The sequence below is a fragment of the Natronomonas sp. EA1 genome, from assembly GCF_051195035.1.
Taxonomy (GTDB): Archaea; Halobacteriota; Halobacteria; order Halobacteriales; family Haloarculaceae; genus JBNTJV01.
Map to the genome: position 1 here is coordinate 328,801 of NZ_JBNTJV010000001.1, position 18,353 is coordinate 347,153.

An 18,353-nucleotide genomic window follows, 5' to 3' on the forward strand; every position below is an offset into this window, starting at 1 on the left:
CATGAGCGACGCGCGGCTGTTCGAGACGCTCGGGCTCACCGAGTACGAGGCGACGGCGCTCGCCGAATTGCTGGCGCTCGGGCGCACGACGGCCCCGAATCTCGCCGAGGCGACCGGAATCCCGAAGGCCCGTATCTACGGGGTCCTCGACTCGCTTGCGGACCAGGGCTATCTCGAGGTCATCCCCGGCCGGCCGAAGGAGTACGTCCCCAAATCTCCCGAGGAGATCCTCGACCGGGCGAAGGAGAACCGCCGGCAGGCGTTCGAATCGTTCACCCAGGAGCTGGAAGAGGAACGCGAGGGGTTCCTCGCGGAGTTCCAGCCCCGGTACGAGTCGGCGACGGGCGACGCGCGGCCCGCGGAGGAGCTGTTCCACGTCGTCGACGTGGGCGACCCCTCGGAGGCCGAGACCCGACGGCTCTACCACGAGGCCGAGGAGGCGGTCTACGTCATCACGAAGAGCCTGGAGTACCTGGAGGCTGTCGAGCCCGCGCTCGCGGACGCGCTCGACCGCGGGGTTCATGTCAGGGTGCTGTTCTACCACCCGAACCTGCTCGACGACACCGAACGCCGGATTCAACGGGAGATCCTCACCCGGCTGGAGACGGACCACCCCGAAGTCGAACTCCGGTTCGCCACGGGCACCTCACCGTGGCGCGGCACCTTCGCCGACCCGAGCGAGGATTACACCGACGGGGAGGCGATCTTCCTCGTCGAGGAGCCGGACGTCCCCAACCACATGCGGCAGGCCGCCCTGACCGAGAACGGGAGCTTCGTCGCCGGGTTCAAGCGTTACTTCGATCTCGTCTGGACCCACGAGAGCGTTCAGTCCAGATAGCCGAGGTTTCGCAGTCGCTGTTCCGTCTCCACGTCCATCCCGACCTCGGGGAGCTCCTCGTTCGTCTCGCGGATCTCGGCGAGATGCGCCGCCACCTCGTCGTGGAGCTCCTCTGTGGGCTCCTCACCGACGATGTTCTCCGTCTCGCCGGGGTCCGCGGCGAGGTCGTAGAGTTCCCGCTCATCAGAGGGGCGGTCCCAGATGTACTTGTGCTCGTGCGTGCGGAGCGCGACCTTCGCGTCGTCACCGCTCGTCGTCTCGCTGAACACGCGGGCGTGTTCGCCCGTCCCCGCCCGGTCGAGCACCGACCGCCCCCGGTACGCCTCGGGGGCATCGACGCCCGCGAGGTGACAGATCGTGGGCGCGGTGTCGAGGAGTTCCACCTGTTCAGCCTGTCGCCCCGAGATGTCGCTCACGCCCACGCGGTCCGCGCCCTCCACGATGAACGGGACGTGGATGACCTCGTCGTACATCGAATCGTTGTGCGAGAACTTCCCGTGTTCCTTGAACTCCTCGCCGTGGTCCGCGGTGAAGACGACGGCGGTGTCGTTCAGTCCCCACGCGTCCTCGACGGCCTCGCAGAGCCGACGGATGTGGTGGTCCATGTAGCGAATCTCCCCGTCGTAGAGGTCGACGAGGGTCTGTACCTCGTCGTCGGTGACCGCCTCGGGGGTCTCCAGCATCTTCCGGCGGAGCTTGATCGCCTCGTTCTCGGAGATAGCGAGGTCGATACCGAGTTCCGAGAGGGCCTCGGGTCGGGGGACGTACGGGTGGTGCACGTCCATGTAGTGGACCCAGAGGAAGCTCTCGTTGCCCGCTTCGACACTCGATTCGAGCCACTCGATAGCCCGGTCGGTGATGACCGCCGCGTCCTTGTACGTCTGCCCGATGTCCATCCCGGCCTTCTCCTCCGTGGTGTCGTAGAGCGTCTGGAGCGTGCGGTAGACCAGCCCGTCCTGATTCAGGTTCAGTTTCAGCCACGTCCGCAGGCGGGCGAGCGGGGAGGGCTCGGATTTGGAGTCGTAGAACGTGTCGAACCCCCTGTCGTAGTTGTAATCGCGCGAGAGCCAGAGATTGGAGTGGAACGCCGCGGTGTGGTGGTCCGGCAGGGCCTCACCGACGGTGACGCGGCTGTCGGAGAGATAGTCGAAGCCGCCGTGTTCGAGCGGGTAGCTGGAGGTGATGATGCTCGGGAAGGAGGCGCGGGTGGCGTTCGCGTTGGCGTAGGCGTCGAAAGAGACGCCGCGGTCGGCCAGGGTTTCGACGAACGGGGCCGTCTCGCGATGGTAACCGTAGCCGGCGAGGTGGTCCGCGCGCAGCGAATCCACCGTGACGAGGACGACGTTGCTCATTATCGGCCTCTCGGACGGTGGCTATTTGACCCCTGCGGGAGCGTCCGGGGACTCACACGGGGACGTACTGCCGGACGACCTGCCGGATGTCGTCGTCGTAGAGCACGGTCAGCCCGTAGACGGCGGCCCCCACTCCCACCGCGAAAAACAGCGGGAGCAGGGAGTCGACGGCGAGCACGCGCGTGATGCCGACCACGACAGCTCCCATCACGCCGGCGCTGACGACCTCCCAGGAGAGCGCGCGCTTCGGGAGCCGCACCGTCAGGAGGTCGCCGATGCCGTACCACTGCATCACGGTGTCGACGAACTTCGCGGTGAGGGTGGCGACCGCGGCCCCCACCAGCCCGTACCGGGGAATCAGGGTGACGTTCAACACGACGGCGAGGGTGACACCGACGAGCCGGGCGCGGAACGGGATGTCCGCCCGGTCCATCCCCGTCAGAACCCCGTTGGCCACCCGCTGGAGCGCCTCCACGACCATGTAGCCCGCGAGAATGGCCATCGGGATGGCCGCGACGGCGTACGCGGGCTGGTAGACGAGCCCCAGAATCTCCTCCCCCAGCAGCGTGAGCCCGACCAATCCGGGAAGGGGAAAGAACAGCGTGAAGATGATGGCTCCGGGGATCACCCGCTCCACCTCGTCGAGCCGGCCGGAACTCGCCCACTGGGAGACCTTCGGGAACAGCGTCTGATTGATGGCGGACGTGGCGATGATGAGCACGCGCGTGGTCTGCCACGCCACCTCGTAGGCGGACACGTCCCCCCGCGTGAGGATGAGCCCGATCATGAACGTGTCCAGCCAGAAGTAGACGAAGTTCGTCGGGCCGAAGAACATCGTGTACCGCGAAATCGAGAAGAGCCGGGAGAAGTCCTCGCGCACGGGTCGGGCGAGCGAGCGCTCGGTCGCCACGCCCGCGACGGCCACGGTGGCGACGAAGCCAGCGATGACGCCGTACATCAGCCCTTCTGGCCCCGTACCGAGCAGCAGGAAGCCCACCCCCGCACCGACCCGGACGACGTCCTGGAAGAGCTGGAGCCCGCCGGCGAGGAGGATCTTGTCCTCGCCGCGGAGGGCGCTCATGAGGATGTCTGCGAGGAGCCACGAGACCGACGCGAGCGTCAAGAGGAGGGGGACCTCAGCACCGACGTAGCTCCCGATGGGGTCGCGAAGGAGGTAGAAGGCGAGGGCGAGGCCGCCACCGACGAGGGCGACGAGCGCCAGCGCCGCCGAGAGGATGGCGTCCGCTCGCTTCCCCTCGCTGATGCGCCGAACCAGCGCCTGCCCCATCCCGAACGAGGAGAACAGCGCGGCCACCTGCACGACGAGATAGAAGAGGAAGTAGACCCCGAGCTGGTCCTGGGGGAGGAGCTTCGTGAACGCCGCGAGGCCGAGAAAGCCGACGACGCGGGCGACGAGGTGGATGACGAAGAGCTGAATGGAGGTCTTGCCCGCGCCGGAGCTCATCGTGACCCCTCCCCGAGGAGCCCGTCGAGCACGTCGGCGTAGGCGTCGATGGCCCGCGCACGGGTGAACCCGAGCGCCCGGTCGTCCGGCTCGTACTCGTAGCCCTCGCGCAGGCGAGCGAGCGCGTCCGCGACCGCGTCGGGACGCTCCTCGGCGACGACCCCGAGCCCGTACTCGCGGACGAACTCCGCGACCCGGAATTCGGGGTCACAGACGGCGAGTATCGGGACCCGCGCGCCGATGTAGTCGTAGAGCTTCGTGGAGAGGTTCCGGGCGTTGCGGGGGTCCGAGCCGCCGACGTAGAGCACGGCATCGGAGCCCGCGATGATGGGTACCACCTCGTCGTGGGGGACGTAGCCGTGCGCGGAGACGATATCGCCGACGCCGTGGTCCTCGACCGCCTGCTGGTAGTCGTCGCTCCAGTCGCCGTAGAACCGGACCCGGAACGCGCGGTCCCCGGTTCGGTCGGCGTACTCGGCGACCCCCTCGATGACGGCGTACGGCTCGATCCACCCCTCGTAGAACGCCCCCGCGTAGCTCAGCGTCCACTCGTCGAACTCGCGTGGCTCGATATCGAAGGCCGGTTCGTCGTAGCCGATGTAGGGGAGTTTGGTCATCTTCCCCGCGTGGTCGGGGTACTCCCGGTCGAAGTAGTCGTCCGGAATCTGGATGCCGTCGAACCAGACGACGGCGTCGGCGTGTCGGAGGGTGAACCGCTCGGCGACGGCCGCCAGCCTCGTGACGAGCGCCCCCGGCTCCCGGTCGGGATTGTTGAGGATTGGGTCACGGAGTTCGGCGACCCACTTCGCCCCCGTCGCCCGGGCGAGCGCCCAGCCGACGAACTGGAGGTGGAAGGGGTTGGAGACGGCGATGACGACATCGGGGTCCGTCTGTCGCGCTTTCCGGAACGCCCGGGCGAGATGCAGGGGGAACGCCGCGTCGGGTTCCGGCACGTACGCGACCTCGAGGTTCCAGCCGTGCTCCGCGAAGAGGCGCTCGTGGCTCCGGAACTTCTCCGCTCGACCCCCGACCTCCGAGAGACGGACGTTCGAGACGAGCAGGGCGGTCCGCATTGTCGGCACGACGCCCACGCCGGGCGTTAATCTTCTGATTAGCGGTCTCGATTAGAGATACTCGTAGGTGGAGTTGCGGAACCGGTCGGCGTCGTAGTCGGTGATATCCTCCGTGCGCATCCACTCGCGGATCTCCTCGACCGCGTCCGCGATGTCCTTCTTCGCCTCCCAGCCGACGACGTGCTCGATTTTCGAGAAATCGACGCTGTAATCGCGGTTCTCCTCGTCGTGGGGTTCGAACCGCAACTCGGCGTCGGGGATGCAGTCCTGGACGATTCGCCCCACGTCCTCGATGCGGTGGTTCCGCTCGTTCGAGCCGACGTTGAACACCTCCCGCCCCACGTCTGCGAGCGGGGCCTCCACCACCTCGACGAACGCGCGGGCCGCGTCGTGGACGTGGAGGAGCGGCCGGTACTGGTCACCGCCGTAGATGGGTATCTCGCCTTCGAGGAGCGCCTTCGCCGTGAGGATGTTCACGACGAGGTCGAACCGCATGCGGCGGGAGTAGCCGAACAGGGTGCCGAGTCGAAGGATCGTGGGCGTCACCTCGTTCGGCTCGGTGAAGCGGTCGTGCGTCTCGTGGAGAATGATGTCCTCGGAGTCGATCTTCGATTCCGCGTACAGCGAGAGCGGATTCAGTTTCGACCCCTCGTTGAGTTCGGGGAGCGTCGACGCGCCGTACACCGAGCAGGTGGAGGCGAAGACGAGCCGTTCGATGTCGTGGAGCTTGCACACCTCGACAAGCGCCTTCGTCGCCTCGATGTTGACCGACTGGGTGGCCTGCTCGTTCACGGAGCAGGCCGGGTCGCCGACGATACCCGCGAGGTGGATGACCGCGTCCATCCCCTCGAGGGCGTACGAGAGGTCCTCGATGTGGCGGATATCCCCGTCCTGAACGTCGAGGTTCGGGTCGTCCCGCAGGGGGTCGAGCGCCGCGTCACCGAAGAGAAAGGAGTCGAGGACGCGAACCTCGTGGTCGTTCGCCAACAGCTCCTCGACCACGTAGCTGCCGACGTAGCCGGCACCACCGGTAACGAGTACTCGCATTGCTCCAGTTACCGGAGGAGGAGACATATGCCCTCCGGATGTCCGTCTGTCGTTCCATCCGCTCCCGAAAGCGTATTGCGCCGGGCGCGTCACGACTCGACCGATGAAGGTCGGCTACGCGCTGCGCGAGATTCGGGAACACGGAAGCGACGCCCAGTGGTGGCGGAAACGCTTTCTCACCCACGTCGTCTCCCGGTACTACGACGCCTTCCCGCCCGAGCGCTCCCGCGTGGTCGACGAGGACTGGGACAACCTCCTGCTGCTCGACGCCTGCCGGTACGACCTCTTCGCGGAGGTGCTGGCGGACCACCCGCTCCCGGGCGAACTCTCGCTTCGGAAGTCCGCGGAGTCGGGTACCCCCGGCTACCTCCGGGAGAACTTCGAGGGAGCGCAGTTCCACGACATCGTCTACGTCACGGCGAACCCCTACGTGAACACGAACCTCCCCGAGGACACCTTCCACGAGGTGGTCCCCGTCTGGAAGGACGGCTGGGACGACGAGGAGCGCACGGTGCTGCCCGAGGCGATGCTCGAAGCCGCCCGCGACGCGAACGAGCGACACCCTGACAAACGCCTCCTGGTCCACTTCAATCAGCCGCACGTCCCCTTCGTCGGCGAAGTTCGACTGGGTGACCGTGGCATCGGGAACCTCCGGAAACGGGCGCTCGGCGAGGAGAAAACGGACGCACGCGAGCGCAATCGGACGCCGTTCGAGATGCTCGGCGCGGGCGAGGTCTCGAAAGAACAGGTCTGGGAGGCGTACCGGAGCAACCTCGAACGGGTCTTCCCGACGGTGGAGACGCTCCTCTCCGAGTTACCGGGTCGGACCGCGGTCACCGCCGACCACGGGAACGCACTCGGCGAGTGGGCGAAACCCTTCCCCGTCCGGGTCTACGGCCATCCGCTCGGCATCCTGATTCCCGCGCTCATCGACGTGCCGTGGCTCGTCCACGACGACGGGACGCGCAAGCGGATACGGGCGGACGCGCCCGTGGGTGTGCGTGAGGACGACGAGGACGATACGGATGCGGAGGAGGATGAGGTGGACGAGGCGACGAGAGAGCGCCTTCGGGACCTGGGCTACGCGGAATAGCCGACTCAGACGTATCCGAGGTCTTCGAGCCGCTGGCGTGATTCCTCGCTCATCTCCTCGACGCGGCGACCCTCCGCGCGGACCTCGACGTCCTCGATGGGCGCGAAGGCGTCCGAGACGACGGCGTCGGCCTCGTCCTCGATGCGATAGGCGTTGTGTGCGTCGGGAACGTGGAACGTCGCGGTCTCCGTCCCCTCGGCCCACTCCCAGACGACGTGCTTTGTCACCCCGATATCGGCGTTCTCGTAGACGACGCGGGCGAACCCGGTGAACGGCGAGAGGTCGTCGACGTAGGCGCTGGCTCGCTCTTGAACGGGGTCGTCGAGTCCCGGCACCGAGACGAGCACCCGGTCACGCTGGAACCCCTCTGCGGGGTCCTTGCCGTCGAGTACGCAGTCCACGGCGTCCGGGAAGCCGGCGACGGCGGCCACCTCCGAGACGCGCTTCCCCTCGTCTTGACCGGGGGCCTTGACGACCAGCGGGACATGGAGGAGCACCTCGTGGAAGCCGTCGCTGTGGGAGGCGACGCGGGTGTTCGGACGGAGTTCCGAGGGCTCGCCGAACCCCTCACCGTGGTCGCTGGTGACGACGACGAGAGTGTCGTCGTACTCGCCTCTCGATTTCAGTTCCGAGACGAGGCGTTCGAGTATCGAATCGAGTTGACGAATCGTCCCGTCGTAGAGCCCCTCCAGCGCCTTCCGCTGCCACCACGGACGCCGGCCACCGTTGAACGCCCACTTCACGTCCTCGATGTCGTGCTGGAGCGAACGGGCGCGCTTCCCGCCCCACTCGTCGTATTCGGGTTCGGGCTCGTAGGGGTGGTGACAGTCCATCAGGTTCAGACAGGCCGCCCACGGCCCTTCCCCCGAGTCGAGCCAGCCGAGCAGCGAGTCGAGATAGACGCCACCGGGGGTACTCGTGCGGGTCGGAACGAGATTGGGGTAATCGGAGGCGAGCTTGGTGTGCACGCCGTTCCACAGCGCCTTCGCGGGGGCGTCGGACGCGAGCGCGGCCTTCACGAACTCGGCGTACTGGCCCTGTCCGTGTTCGACGACGAAGGAGGTGGGGTCCATCGCCTCCGGAAAGGGGACGTTCCGGGGGCCCTGTACGTGCTGGAAGGCGTCCTTGATGCCCGCGTCGACGTCGGTGAGCCAGTTGTTCTCGGAGAAGACCCCGGTCCGGTAGCCCTGGTCGGCGAGCCACTCGAAGACGGTGTTGCCGGGCGCGAGCTTCCGCCCCGATTTGGTGACTGCGTGTTCCTCTACGCCGAGTCCCGTGAGGATGCTGACGTGGCTATCGAGGCTCCGCGAGGCGGGGGCGCGGGCCTGCTCGAAGACGGTCGCCTCGTCGGCGAAGGAATCGAGGAAGGGCGTCGTCCGGTTCGCGTGCCCGTAGAGGCTCAGATTGCGAGCCCGTGCGGTGTCGAGCACGACGAGGAGGACGTTCGGTTGCATTGTCGGTCCGTATCGGCCGGTGAGCTATAAGCTTGCTACTTAGCGCCACTTCACGACGCCGTAGAGATACCCGAGTCCGACGAGTCCCGTGAGCAGAAGGAGAAAGACCAACTGCTCTGCGCGGGCGAGCGAGGGCGAGCGCACGAGCCCCGCCAGGCGTTCCGGAACGAACGAGAAGAGCAGCTTCCCGAGGAAGTCGCCCTCCTCGCCCCCCGACCCAGGAACGAACTTCTCCATCCCGCGCTTGGAGTAGCCCTGCCAGAACGCCCGGTTGCAGAGCCACCGCGGATCTGTTCGGTAGTCGAACACCTTGTGGGCCACCTCGGCGTCGGGAACGAAGTAGACGCCGTGTCCGTACCGCGTTTTCATCCGGGCACAGAGCTCCGTCTCGCCGCCCTGGAGGTTCTTATCCCCCTGCCGACCGCCGATGTTCTCCTGGAAGCCTCCCAGGTCGAGGAACACCGCGCGCTCGAAGGCGATGTTGGAGCCGAAGGTGTTGCGGACCTCTCCTTCTCCTTCGGCGAACCCCTTGTGCGTGACGCCGACGAGCCAGTAGAACTCCGCGGGGAGGAACTCGGGCTTGCCGGCGACCCACGCGGGGGTCATCGGGCCACCGACGGCGGGCACGTCGTGGCGCTCGTAGGCGTCGACGAGTCGTTCGAGCCATTCGGGGTCGGCGACGGCGTCGTCGTCCAGAAAGGCGACGAGTTCGCCCGAGGCGAGCTCGGCGCCGGTGTTCCGCGAGCGGAGGAGGCCGACGTTCTCGTCGTTGCAGTGGATCACCGTGTCGTCGCGGTCACCCCAGTCGTCGACCATCTTCCGGTAGACCGCCTCGTTCCCGTCGGAGACGAGCACCAGCTCCACGTCGTCGTAGCTCTGGGCGAACACCGACTCGGCCGCCTCGCGCAGGTCGGCGTAGCGGTCGAGGGTGTGCTCACAGAGGACGACGGAGACGCGCATGCCCGAGGTGGCGAGCGCCGTGGTTAGGCGTTTTTCGGTCCGGGCTCGCCCTCGATGAGGGGCCGTCCCGTCCCGAATCCATTCATATATGACAAGGCTTATGCGCGTTTTGCGTGGACTCAACCGCAATGAGCAAGCGCTCCGAGCGGTCGGAATCCGAGGGTGTCTCCGTCCTCGATCAGTTCCGGTCGTACTATCACGTCCCCGTACTCGCGGCGCTCATCGCCTTCATGCTGTGGGTGCGGGCCCGTGACTGGCAGAACTTCGTCACCGAGAACGGGACTGTCCTGTTCTCCGGGAACGACGCGTGGTACCACTACCGGGCCGTCTCCTACACCGTCCGCAACTGGCCCTCCACCATCTACTTCGACCCGTGGTCGTACTTCCCGTACGGCACCGAACTCGGTCAGTTCGGGACACTCTACGACCAGCTCGTCGCAACGGCCGCGCTCGTCGTCGGCCTCGGCTCGCCCTCCCAGCACGAGATCGCGATGACGCTGCTTTTCACACCGGTCGTCTTCGGCGCGCTCACCGCGATTCCGATGTTCTACATCGGCCGGCACTTCGGCGGTCGCCTCGGCGGCCTCGTTGCCGTGACCCTCCTCGCGCTGACACCCGGTGGGTTCCTCTTCCGCTCGGTCGTCGGCTTCTCCGACCACCACATCGCGGAGGCGTTCTTCATGGCCGTCGCCATCGTCGCGGTGCTCGCCTCCGTGCGGGTCGCACAGGAGGAGAAACCCGTCCTCGAACTCGCCATCGCCCGCGAGTTCGATGCCCTCCGTCGCCCGCTCAGCTACGCCGTGCTCGCCGGCGTCGCCATCTCGCTGTACACGTGGGTCTGGCCGCCCGGCATCTTCGTGGTCGGCATCCTCGCCGTCTTCTACGGCGTCGGGACGCTCGTCGGCTACATGCGAGGCCGGAGCCCAGACTTCCTCGGGCTCCCCGCCATCGTCACGTTCCTCACGGTGTTCCTGCTCACGCTCGTGCAGCTGGACACGATGGAGCTGTCGGCGACCTCGTTCTCGCCCATTCATCCGTTGCTCGCGCTCGTCGCGGCGCTCGGGATGGGTACCATCGTCCTCGGTGCCCGTGCGCTGGAGGAGCGTGACCTCCCCGAGACGTACCTCCCCGCCGGTATCGTCGGTGCGGGGCTCCTCCTGACGGCCGTCGTCGCCGTCGCCACGCCGGACGTGTTCGCCTTCATCGTCCGGCAGGTGACGCGTGTCTTCGGGCTCTCGGCGAACCAACGGGCGCTCACCGTCGCCGAGGCGACGCCCGTCCCGCTTCGCAACGCGGGGACGTTCCTCTTCCAGTCGTACGGGCTGGCGTATCTCACCGCGCTCATCGGCTTCGGCGTGGCGCTCTACCGCTACGTCACCCACGACGACCAGCAGGGGGAGGCGCTGTTCCTCATCGTCCTCATGGTGTTTCTCACGCTGGCGACGTTCACCCAGCGGCGGTTCGACTACTATCTCGCCCTTCCGGTCGCGGCGCTCAACGCCGTCTTCGTCTCGTGGGTCGTCACCCTCGTCGACCTCGACGACCTCGACGACGTGACCGATATTGCGGGCTATCAGGTGATGGCTATCGCGGCCGTCTTCCTGCTCATCACCGCCCCGCTCGCCGCCTCCGGTGCGGTGATGCAGAACTCCCGCTCCGGTCCCGGGTCGGTCCAGCAGTGGGACTCCACGCTCCACTGGATGAACGAGTCGACGCCGGCGCTGGGTGCCTACGACACCGGTGACGAGCAGTCGATGGATTACTACGGGCCGTTCCAGAAGACCGAGGACTACGAGTATCAGTCCGGCGAGTACGGCACCCTCGCGTGGTGGGACTACGGCCACTGGATCACCACCATCGGCCATCGCGTCCCGACCGCGAACCCGTTCCAGCAGGGCGCGCGTGACGCCGCGGACGTGCTGCTCGCGCCGAGCGAGCAACAGGCGTTCGAGAACCTCCCGAACGAGGGTGCCGGCACGCCGTACGTCATCATCGACTACCAGCTCGGCGTGGCGGGTACGCGGAAGTTCTCCGCGCCCGCGACGTGGGAGCAGGACTACAACCTCTCCAGCGGTGACATCTCCAGGACAATCTACAACGAGGAGTTCCAGCGGCAGGCGACGCTCCACACGCCACGGTCGTATCAGAGCCTCCGCGTCCGGCTTTACCAGTTCCACGGCAGCGCCGCCTCGCCACAGCAGGTCCCCGGGTCGGTGTTCGTCTTCGACTGGCGTGAACAGCCGGTAGAGCTCCGCGACGGCTCGACGCGGACGTTCAGCTTCGTGCCGGAGGACGGCCAGCTCATCAAGCGGTTCCCGAACATGACCGCCGCACGCGAGTACACCCGGCAGGACCCCTCCTCGCAGGTGGGTGGCTTCCCCGGCTTCCCGACGGAGGAGATCCCGGCACTCCAGCACTACCGGCTCGTCTACGCCAGCCCCGAGACCGGCAATCAGCAGGGCTACTCGTGGACGAAGGTGTTCGAACGGGTCGAGGGCGCGGAGGTCCAGGGCACCGCGCCCGCCGGCCAGAACGTGACGGCCACCGTCGAGATGCGTATCCCGACGACGAACACGACGTTCACCTACGTCCAGCGGGCGACCGCGAACGAGAACGGGGAGTTCACGATGACGCTCCCGTACTCCACGACGGGCTACGAGAACTTCGGTCCCGAGAACGGTCACACCAACGTCTCCGTCCGCGCGACCGGTCCGTACCGGTTCACGACGCCCCAGGAGACGAACGAGTCGACGCTCATCACGACGCAGGCCGTCGCTACCGCGAACGTCACCGAGGCGCAGGTGCTCGGTGAGGACGACACCGTCGTCACCGTCGACCTCCAGGAGCAGGTCACCGACGCGCCCGAGGGCGCGGGTAACACGACGGCGAGCGTCGCGCCCGAACCGGTCGCCATCAGGGCTGACTGATGGCGACCGCGGGTCGCACCTGGCTGGTCGTCTACCTGAAGGGGCTGTGTATGGGCGCTGCCGACGCCGTCCCCGGCGTCTCCGGCGGCACCATCGCGCTCATCGTGGGCGTCTACGAACGCCTGCTGACGGCCATCACGAACGTCGACCCCGACGCGGTCACCGAACTCCTCGGGGACCTCTCGCGCGTCCACACCCGTCCGGGGCGGGCGTCGCTCGCGGCGACGCTCCTGCGACTCGACGCGCCGTTCGTCGCCGTCCTCCTCGCGGGGGTGTTCACCGCCCTCGCGACGGTGGCGGGCGTGATGCACGTCGCAGTCACCGACTTTCCCGTCCCGACCTACGCGTTCTTCTTCGGGCTCATCGCCGCGAGTGCCGTCGTCCTGCGCCACGGCGTCTCGCTCGACACTCTCGGTCGCGTGCTCGCCGGGCTCGTGGGGTTCACGTTCGCCTTCCTCGTCTCCGGTGCGGCACGCGGGGCGCTCCCGCACACCCTGCCGGTCCTCTTCCTGTCGGGGGCCATCGCCATCACCGCGATGGTGCTCCCCGGCATCTCGGGGTCGTTCATCCTTCTGCTTCTCGGCCAGTACGAGTTCATGACGGAGATCCCCTCGCGGCTCTTCGACTCGCTGTCGACCGGCGACCTCGAACCGCTCTTCGTCCTCGCGGCGTTCGGGCTGGGGGCGCTCGCGGGGCTGTTCTCCATCGCTCACGTCGTGAAGTGGGCGCTCACCCACTACCGCCGGGGAACGCTCGTCTTCCTCGTCGCGCTGATGGTGGGGGCGCTGCGTGTGCCCGCAGACGAGGTGGCGGCGAACGTCACCGCGTGGACCCCAGGGACGGTGGCCGTCGTCGTGGGTGCGGGAGTCGCCGGTGCGGCCCTCGTCCTCGGGCTCGATTACGTCACCGACGAACTCGACTACTGACCGCGGATTTATGGCCTCCCGCTCGGTGGAGTGGGCATGATTCGGTCCTTCGACGGCCACGAGCCCGACATCCACGAGAGCGCGTACGTCGACCCCTCGGCGGTCGTCATCGGCGAAGTCGAGATCGGCAAGGACGCGAGCGTCTGGCCGAACGTCACCATCCGCGGCGACCACGGGAAGATCACGCTCGAGGAGGGCGTCAACATCCAGGACAACGCCGTGCTCCACGAGGGGGGCCATCTCGAGCCGTACGCGACGGTCGGCCACGGGGCCATCGTCCACAACTGTAGGGTCGGCGAGCGGGCGCTCGTCGGGATGAACGCCGTGGTCCTCGACCGGGCGACCGTCGGCGAAGAGGCGATGGTCGCCGCGAACTCGCTCGTCCCGGAGGGGATGGCGGTTCCGGACTCGACGCTCGTCGCGGGGACCCCCGCCGAGGAGAAACGCACCTTCGAGGAGTCGCCGTGGCGCGAGGCGGGTGAGGTCTACGTCGACCTGGCGCGCCGGCACCGTGACACGTCGGAGCGCCTCGACTGAGCGCCGCCTGCTTATTTATACGAGACGCGTGAACTCGATGTCATGACGATACTCGCCGCCGTCAACGGTGAACGGGACGTGGACCGCGTGGTCGAAGTCGCCGCGGACCTCGCGGACGCCTACGACGACGAACTGGTCGCGGTGCACGTGCTGTCCAACGAGGAGTTCGCCGACCGACAGGACTCGACGCCGAACTACTACCTCGAGGACGCCGAGGAGAACGCCCGGAACCTCGTCCGACGCGTGGCCCGGAACACGCTCGACGACGCGGGTGGGGTGACGCCGCGGGGCGTCGTCGGCTCGGTCAGCGAGAGCATCGTCGAGACTGCCCGTGAGCTGGAGCCGCGCTATCTGGTCATCGGTGGCCGGAAGCGCTCCGCGGTCGGGAAGGCGCTGTTCGGGTCGACGACACAGGACATCCTGTTCGACGCCGAGGTCCCCGTCGTCACGGTGATGCGACGGGAGGGGGACGAGGCGTAGCTCAGTTCCCGACGAGGAACGTCCGCCCGCCCTTGCGCTCGAAGTAGACCTCGGGGTGGCCGCGGGCCGCGGACTCGCGGGCGTAGGCGGCCGCCCGGACGGTGTCGACCTCCGACACCTCGACGACGGTTCGCGTCGGTCCGTCGGCGCTCGGTCCGTCGGCGCTCGGTCCGTCGGCGCTCGGTCCGTCGGCGCTCGGTCCGTCGGCGCTCGACCGCGCCGATTCGGTCTTCTCGCCGCGCACCCGGATGGTATCCACGTTCATACACGCTCTCGGGGTGAGTCGGTATTGAACGTCAGCCACGCGGAGTGAAAGTGAAACTGAACGGCTCGGCCGGGGGAAAGCCATTTCCGCGCGTGTAGATTACCTCGAATGATGGGAGACGCATCGCCCGGCAGCGCGCCCCCCGTCGGGGAGTACTTCGGTGACCTCATCGCGGACGTCGCCCTCGACGCGCCGGTGTCGCGGGTGATGCTGACGACGGCACTGGAACGACTGCAAGCCGCCTCCTCCCACCTGGCGACGATGTCCGACGCGACGTTCATCCACGTCGGGGAGACCGAGGAGGTGTACGTCATCCCGCTTGCAGACTGGAAGGCGCTCGCGGACGTGGCAGGGCTGTCAGTCCCGGAGCGCCACGCTGCGCGTGAGGTCCACCGGCGACTGGCGGTCAGCCTCGCGGGCGACCGCGTCGTCGGACACGGGCCGTTCATCCGCATCTCTAAACGGAAAACCCGGTGACAGGGGGTCTTTTCACGCTGTGATAACGCCCTCTCGGGTTTATATTAATCACGAAATTACTGAATGTATGGGTCCAAACGCCAAGGATGTCAAAGTAGGGGGCGCCAATGACGACGGTGGGATTTCTGTCCGGCGGCTCTATCGCGAAATCGCGGAGACCGAGGCCTCGGGTGTCCGGCTCGCACCGGAACAGCACGCCGAGTCCGTGGTCGACTCCGTCGTCGCGACGCTGTTCGACGAACCGTTCATGTTCGACGAGTCGATGGTGAAGGGCGATCTCGACGAGATTCTCATGCTCCTCGTGGCGCTCCGCGACGGTGAGACCCACGGCAAGGGGCTCATGGAGGACCTCGCCACCATCTTCGGTGCGCGGCTCTCCCCCGGGACGGTGTATCCCCGACTCCACGAACTGGAGGCGGACGGCACACTGGAGATGCAGGAACTCGTCCGCACGAAGGAGTACCGCGTCGACGACGTCGAGGCGCTCATCGACCGGACCGAGCACGCGATGCGCCAGCATCTCGCCCTCGGGTTCTTCTTCTACACCGCGCTCAGGGAGTTCTGAGCCACAGCCGGGATCTGCTTCTCCCGCTTTCCGACGACTGAGCGACCGCGCTCGCCGCTATTCCTCGCCTGTTCGTTCGACCGAGAGCGCCAGGTCTGAGGATTCGATGAGCGTCTGCAACACGGCCTCTGGCGGGAACTCCGGCTTCACCTGAGCCGCGTACCACCGCAGCAGGTCGACGAACGGCTCGCGGATGTCGTTCGAACCGACGGTCAGCTCGGCGGTCGCGTGGTCGGTCCGGATGGCCACGGCCAGCTCGTACGCGTCCTCCTCGGGGAGGAAGTCCACGAGTGCAGCCGGCTCAGACTGGTGAGCCGCCGGATCGGCCGGGCTGTCGGAGTCCGGACTGGCTGCCGGTCCCGTCCCGGTCTCTTCATCCGTCGAAACCACGATTCGGCCGTCCTCGAGCCGTCGGACCCGGTCGTCGTCCAGCCGGAGGTCCTCAGGCCGGAGGATACCGTCGTCGCCGTCGTCGCTCATCCGCGCACCTCCAGGAGGGCTTCGAGCGTCTGGCCGACGGGGAGCAGGAAGGTGCGACCGACGCCAAAGTACTCCACCCCCGAGAGGAGGAGGAAGGCGGCCATCGCCCCCAGCGCGCCTCCGAGCGCGACGGCCCCGAGTCTCGTGTCGCCCGGCCGGGTGAACAGCCAGCCCGCAACGACCCCGGCGATGACGAGGTTCGAAAGCGCGTGGACCTGCATCAGGGTTCCCACCGAGAGCCCGAGCGGGCCGAGGCCGAACGCGATGACGGCGAGCACGAGTGCCGTGGTCGCGGCCGCGATGACCCCCACCTCACGCCAGCCATCGCGGGCGACGCCCCGGACCGGCGGCAGTCGAACGAGCCCGTAGACGAGCAGCGGGACGGTGGGGACGAGATACCGGACCGTGATCGTCGCGTGGAGGGGGAGCCGTGGGAGGTACAACAGCCAGAACGTGGCCACGTAGGTCACGGCGAGGAGATCGGTCGCCCGCGCGGGCTCGCGAACCCACTCACGGAACTCCCGAAGCCCCCGAAATGTGTACCGCCCCCGCGCCCTGGCCAGCCGCCGTGCGCCTGCGACCGGGAGGTACGTGAGGCCAGCGAGGACGGGGGCGGCCTCCAGCAACGTCAGCTCCAGCGTCTCTCCCCCGGTCTGTGCGTAATCCACGCCCGGTATCGTCCCGCCGCGGACGAGGACGTGGTAGAGCCGGGTCGGGTCCAGGGCATGTAGGCCGTCCTCACCGAGGCGGACGAACACCGAGAGGGGCCGCTGTGCCGCCTCGAACAGGCCGAGCATCCCGGCGACGAGTTCGGTGAGGAGTCCACCGGTCGACCCGGTGGATTCCGGGGCCGGCGTCGCCCCCCCAGATTCCCCACTTGCCACGGTCGGTTCCGGGGTGGGGGTGGCCTGCGTCGGGCCCGAAGTCGCTGCCTGCGTCGGCGCTGCCCCAGCCGATGCCGCCTGCGCCTGCGTCTCGACGAGCCCCGAAAAGGACGCGAGCATCCGCGGCGGGACGAACGGACTCCCCGTGAGCACGGCGTTCGTGAGCAGGACGGGAAGCGCGGCGATACCGAAGACGGCGGCGACCGTCGCCAGCGACCGCGGGTCGTTCGTTCGCGCCGTGAGCAGGTCGACGGCGACGAGCGGGACGAACAGCGCCAGCCCCTCGGGCGCGCTCACCCACGCGGTCAGCCCGACGGGGACGTACGCGAGCGCCCGGTCACGCGTCCGGCCGGAGCGTCGGCTCGCCGCGAACAGGAGGAACGTCGCGAGCGCGAGCGCGGCGGTGATGACGTGGCGCTTCGGAATCGAGGCCCAGAACCCCACCGGGCCGACGAGCAGGCCGAACACCCCCGCGAGCAGACCGGCGCGCGTCCCGTGGAACTCGGAAACGAGTCGGTAGAGGAGGACGGGAATCATCGCCGCTGCGAGGACGGTGACGAGCTGGAGGGCGACGAGCGGGAGGACCGCGGGTGGGAGCGCGGTCATCCCCGGGAGATTGACGAGGAAGGCCACGGCCCCCACGACGGGCGCGCCCCGCGTGAGCCGTGGTCGGTCGAGGAGCACACCGAGTTCGCGAACGAACGCGGCGAGCACGAGGCTCCAGAGCCCGACGAGCAGGGCGCTGGCCGACGCGACGGCCGCGATGGCCTTCAGCGCGACCAGCACGGGAAGCGCCGCGAGGAGCTGGCCGTAGTTCCGGGCGATGACGCCCCCGGGCGCCTCGTACAGCCCGGGCTTTCGCCCCGCGACGGGGCCGTAGCGCACCCTGTCGAGGAACAGGTGCCCCTCCGCGAGGCTCGACAGGCCGTTGAGGAGGGCGAAGGTGTCGACGATGAACACGTCCACACGCCAGTAGAGCCCGTAGAGCACGAGCGCACCGAGGAAGAGCGCGAGCCCGCGCCGGTCACCGAAGACCCGATCGCGGACGTTCATTCCCGCACCTCCACGGGGAGCGTGCGCCGGTCGACCGGGAACGTCTGGTTCCCCTGCGTCATCGAGACGACGAGCGTCGCGTTCGCGGGTGCGGACTCGAGACGGCCGGTGAAAGACGGCTCCACGACGGTCGAGGAGCCAGCCGGAACCGTCGTCCGCGACCGGGCCGTCCGGTCGTCGGCGTGGAGACGGAAGGAGACGAGCACCGGCGAATCGCCGGCGGTGACGGCAACCCTTGTCCCGGGGAGGGCGACCCGATACGAGTCGCCGTCCCTCGAGAGGGTGGCCGCCTCGGACACCACGGGGGTGTCGAACGAGAGGCGGTGGTCCACCGAGACCTCGGCGGTGTCGCCGAAGCCGGAGAAGCTCCCCCCGCCCTGTGCGGGTGGGAGGCTGACCGCGGAGACGAGCGGGCCGGCGGTGATCGCCACGAGGGCGATCCCGGCGACGAGCGCGAGGGTTCCGCGGTCGGTCATC

At 67.9% G+C, this 18,353-nt stretch carries 18 protein-coding genes; 8 read left to right on the forward strand and 10 right to left on the reverse strand.

Features of this window, described 5'->3' with window-relative positions; all coding sequences use genetic code 11:
- The first annotated feature begins 1 nt into the window (after nucleotide 1).
- Complete coding sequence (locus tag ACQUQR_RS01810) at nucleotides 2-838, forward strand: TrmB family transcriptional regulator (RefSeq protein WP_435194266.1); 837 nt, start codon at nucleotides 2-4, stop codon at nucleotides 836-838.
- Here the strand turns inward: ACQUQR_RS01810 and ACQUQR_RS01815 are convergent.
- From ACQUQR_RS01815 to ACQUQR_RS01830, 4 genes are read right to left on the reverse strand one after another with little or no spacing between them, the layout of a single operon-like run.
- Entirely contained in the window at nucleotides 826-2,190 is a 1,365-nt protein-coding gene (locus ACQUQR_RS01815; protein ID WP_435194268.1) for a sulfatase, read from the reverse strand. The two genes, ACQUQR_RS01810 and ACQUQR_RS01815, sit on opposite strands and share 13 nt — an antisense overlap.
- A 52-nt stretch (nucleotides 2,191-2,242) precedes the next feature.
- Nucleotides 2,243-3,655 carry an oligosaccharide flippase family protein gene (locus tag ACQUQR_RS01820; RefSeq protein ID WP_435194270.1) on the reverse strand — a complete coding sequence of 471 codons (1,413 nt, stop codon included), beginning with the start codon at nucleotides 3,653-3,655 and terminating at the stop codon, nucleotides 2,243-2,245.
- Nucleotides 3,652-4,728, reverse strand: coding sequence for a glycosyltransferase (locus tag ACQUQR_RS01825; RefSeq protein ID WP_435194272.1), 1,077 nt, complete (start codon nucleotides 4,726-4,728; stop codon nucleotides 3,652-3,654). Before ACQUQR_RS01825 ends, ACQUQR_RS01820 begins: the two co-directional genes overlap by 4 nt.
- 51 nt (nucleotides 4,729-4,779) lie before the next feature.
- Nucleotides 4,780-5,775 carry an NAD-dependent epimerase/dehydratase family protein gene (locus ACQUQR_RS01830; RefSeq protein WP_435194274.1) on the reverse strand — a complete coding sequence of 332 codons (996 nt, stop codon included), beginning with the start codon at nucleotides 5,773-5,775 and terminating at the stop codon, nucleotides 4,780-4,782.
- A 103-nt stretch (nucleotides 5,776-5,878) separates the two neighbouring features.
- Between ACQUQR_RS01830 and ACQUQR_RS01835 the strand changes: the two genes are divergently transcribed.
- Nucleotides 5,879-6,868: a hypothetical protein gene (locus ACQUQR_RS01835; RefSeq protein WP_435194275.1), complete on the forward strand. Its 990-nt coding sequence runs from the start codon at nucleotides 5,879-5,881 to the stop codon at nucleotides 6,866-6,868.
- A gap of 5 nt (nucleotides 6,869-6,873) precedes the next feature.
- Here the strand turns inward: ACQUQR_RS01835 and ACQUQR_RS01840 are convergent, their stop codons facing one another.
- Entirely contained in the window at nucleotides 6,874-8,322 is a 1,449-nt protein-coding gene (locus tag ACQUQR_RS01840) for a sulfatase-like hydrolase/transferase (protein WP_435194277.1), read from the reverse strand.
- Nucleotides 8,323-8,361: 39 nt separating this feature from the next.
- Nucleotides 8,362-9,282: a glucosyl-dolichyl phosphate glucuronosyltransferase gene (aglG, locus tag ACQUQR_RS01845; RefSeq protein ID WP_435194278.1), complete on the reverse strand. Its 921-nt coding sequence runs from the start codon at nucleotides 9,280-9,282 to the stop codon at nucleotides 8,362-8,364.
- 128 nt (nucleotides 9,283-9,410) lie between these two features.
- On the opposite strand from aglG, the gene ACQUQR_RS01850 reads away from it, so the two are divergent.
- The 4 genes from ACQUQR_RS01850 to ACQUQR_RS01865 are packed head-to-tail and all read left to right on the forward strand — an operon-like array spanning nucleotide 9,411 to nucleotide 14,152.
- On the forward strand, nucleotides 9,411-12,209 hold the full coding sequence (locus ACQUQR_RS01850; protein WP_435194280.1) for an oligosaccharyl transferase, archaeosortase A system-associated: 2,799 nt from the start codon (nucleotides 9,411-9,413) through the stop codon (nucleotides 12,207-12,209).
- Nucleotides 12,209-13,135 (forward strand): DUF368 domain-containing protein, encoded by a 927-nt coding sequence (locus tag ACQUQR_RS01855; RefSeq protein ID WP_435194281.1) that lies wholly within the window; start codon nucleotides 12,209-12,211, stop codon nucleotides 13,133-13,135. The genes ACQUQR_RS01850 and ACQUQR_RS01855 overlap by 1 nt, the downstream gene beginning before the upstream one ends.
- 36 nt (nucleotides 13,136-13,171) lie before the next feature.
- Nucleotides 13,172-13,672 (forward strand): gamma carbonic anhydrase family protein, encoded by a 501-nt coding sequence (locus ACQUQR_RS01860; protein ID WP_435194283.1) that lies wholly within the window; start codon nucleotides 13,172-13,174, stop codon nucleotides 13,670-13,672.
- 42 nt (nucleotides 13,673-13,714) lie between these two features.
- Entirely contained in the window at nucleotides 13,715-14,152 is a 438-nt protein-coding gene (locus tag ACQUQR_RS01865) for a universal stress protein (RefSeq protein ID WP_435194284.1), read from the forward strand.
- Nucleotide 14,153: 1 nt separating this feature from the next.
- On the opposite strand, the gene ACQUQR_RS01870 is transcribed toward ACQUQR_RS01865, so the two are convergent.
- Nucleotides 14,154-14,417 carry a hypothetical protein gene (locus ACQUQR_RS01870; RefSeq protein WP_435194286.1) on the reverse strand — a complete coding sequence of 88 codons (264 nt, stop codon included), beginning with the start codon at nucleotides 14,415-14,417 and terminating at the stop codon, nucleotides 14,154-14,156.
- 111 nt (nucleotides 14,418-14,528) lie between these two features.
- Here ACQUQR_RS01870 and ACQUQR_RS01875 point away from each other — a divergent pair, with 111 nt between their 5' ends.
- Both ACQUQR_RS01875 and ACQUQR_RS01880 read left to right on the forward strand, forming a co-directional pair.
- Nucleotides 14,529-14,894, forward strand: a complete 366-nt coding sequence (locus ACQUQR_RS01875) for a hypothetical protein (RefSeq protein ID WP_435194287.1) — start codon at nucleotides 14,529-14,531, stop codon at nucleotides 14,892-14,894.
- Between the two features lie 67 nt (nucleotides 14,895-14,961).
- On the forward strand, nucleotides 14,962-15,459 hold the full coding sequence (locus ACQUQR_RS01880; protein ID WP_435194288.1) for a PadR family transcriptional regulator: 498 nt from the start codon (nucleotides 14,962-14,964) through the stop codon (nucleotides 15,457-15,459).
- Between the two features lie 57 nt (nucleotides 15,460-15,516).
- Here the strand turns inward: ACQUQR_RS01880 and ACQUQR_RS01885 are convergent, their stop codons facing one another.
- From ACQUQR_RS01885 to ACQUQR_RS01895, 3 genes are read right to left on the reverse strand one after another with little or no spacing between them, the layout of a single operon-like run.
- The gene (locus tag ACQUQR_RS01885) at nucleotides 15,517-15,939 is read right to left on the reverse strand and encodes a DUF7500 family protein (protein WP_435194290.1); all 423 of its coding nucleotides are present in this window, start codon (nucleotides 15,937-15,939) and stop codon (nucleotides 15,517-15,519) included.
- Entirely contained in the window at nucleotides 15,936-17,876 is a 1,941-nt protein-coding gene (locus ACQUQR_RS01890; RefSeq protein WP_435194291.1) for a hypothetical protein, read from the reverse strand. The genes ACQUQR_RS01885 and ACQUQR_RS01890 overlap by 4 nt, the downstream gene beginning before the upstream one ends.
- Nucleotides 17,873-18,352, reverse strand: coding sequence for a hypothetical protein (locus tag ACQUQR_RS01895; RefSeq protein ID WP_435194293.1), 480 nt, complete (start codon nucleotides 18,350-18,352; stop codon nucleotides 17,873-17,875). Before ACQUQR_RS01895 ends, ACQUQR_RS01890 begins: the two co-directional genes overlap by 4 nt.
- Nucleotide 18,353 lies beyond the last annotated feature (1 nt).

Excerpts from the sequence above, each read along its gene's own strand:
- ACQUQR_RS01825 (WP_435194272.1), bottom strand. The coding sequence starts at position 4,728 with ATGCGGACCGCCCTGCTCGTCTCGAACGTCCGTCTCTCGGAGGTCGGG.
- ACQUQR_RS01815 (WP_435194268.1), bottom strand. The coding sequence starts at position 2,190 with ATGAGCAACGTCGTCCTCGTCACGGTGGATTCGCTGCGCGCGGACCAC.
- ACQUQR_RS01865 (WP_435194284.1), top strand. The coding sequence starts at position 13,715 with ATGACGATACTCGCCGCCGTCAACGGTGAACGGGACGTGGACCGCGTG.
- ACQUQR_RS01850 (WP_435194280.1), top strand. The coding sequence starts at position 9,411 with ATGAGCAAGCGCTCCGAGCGGTCGGAATCCGAGGGTGTCTCCGTCCTC.
- ACQUQR_RS01810 (WP_435194266.1), top strand. The coding sequence starts at position 2 with ATGAGCGACGCGCGGCTGTTCGAGACGCTCGGGCTCACCGAGTACGAG.
- ACQUQR_RS01890 (WP_435194291.1), bottom strand. The coding sequence starts at position 17,876 with ATGAACGTCCGCGATCGGGTCTTCGGTGACCGGCGCGGGCTCGCGCTC.
- ACQUQR_RS01895 (WP_435194293.1), bottom strand. The coding sequence starts at position 18,352 with ATGACCGACCGCGGAACCCTCGCGCTCGTCGCCGGGATCGCCCTCGTG.
- ACQUQR_RS01870 (WP_435194286.1), bottom strand. The coding sequence starts at position 14,417 with ATGAACGTGGATACCATCCGGGTGCGCGGCGAGAAGACCGAATCGGCG.
- ACQUQR_RS01830 (WP_435194274.1), bottom strand. The coding sequence starts at position 5,775 with ATGCGAGTACTCGTTACCGGTGGTGCCGGCTACGTCGGCAGCTACGTG.
- ACQUQR_RS01875 (WP_435194287.1), top strand. The coding sequence starts at position 14,529 with ATGGGAGACGCATCGCCCGGCAGCGCGCCCCCCGTCGGGGAGTACTTC.
- ACQUQR_RS01855 (WP_435194281.1), top strand. The coding sequence starts at position 12,209 with ATGGCGACCGCGGGTCGCACCTGGCTGGTCGTCTACCTGAAGGGGCTG.
- ACQUQR_RS01860 (WP_435194283.1), top strand. The coding sequence starts at position 13,172 with ATGATTCGGTCCTTCGACGGCCACGAGCCCGACATCCACGAGAGCGCG.
- ACQUQR_RS01840 (WP_435194277.1), bottom strand. The coding sequence starts at position 8,322 with ATGCAACCGAACGTCCTCCTCGTCGTGCTCGACACCGCACGGGCTCGC.
- aglG (WP_435194278.1), bottom strand. The coding sequence starts at position 9,282 with ATGCGCGTCTCCGTCGTCCTCTGTGAGCACACCCTCGACCGCTACGCC.
- ACQUQR_RS01820 (WP_435194270.1), bottom strand. The coding sequence starts at position 3,655 with ATGAGCTCCGGCGCGGGCAAGACCTCCATTCAGCTCTTCGTCATCCAC.
- ACQUQR_RS01880 (WP_435194288.1), top strand. The coding sequence starts at position 14,962 with ATGGGTCCAAACGCCAAGGATGTCAAAGTAGGGGGCGCCAATGACGAC.
- ACQUQR_RS01835 (WP_435194275.1), top strand. The coding sequence starts at position 5,879 with ATGAAGGTCGGCTACGCGCTGCGCGAGATTCGGGAACACGGAAGCGAC.
- ACQUQR_RS01885 (WP_435194290.1), bottom strand. The coding sequence starts at position 15,939 with ATGAGCGACGACGGCGACGACGGTATCCTCCGGCCTGAGGACCTCCGG.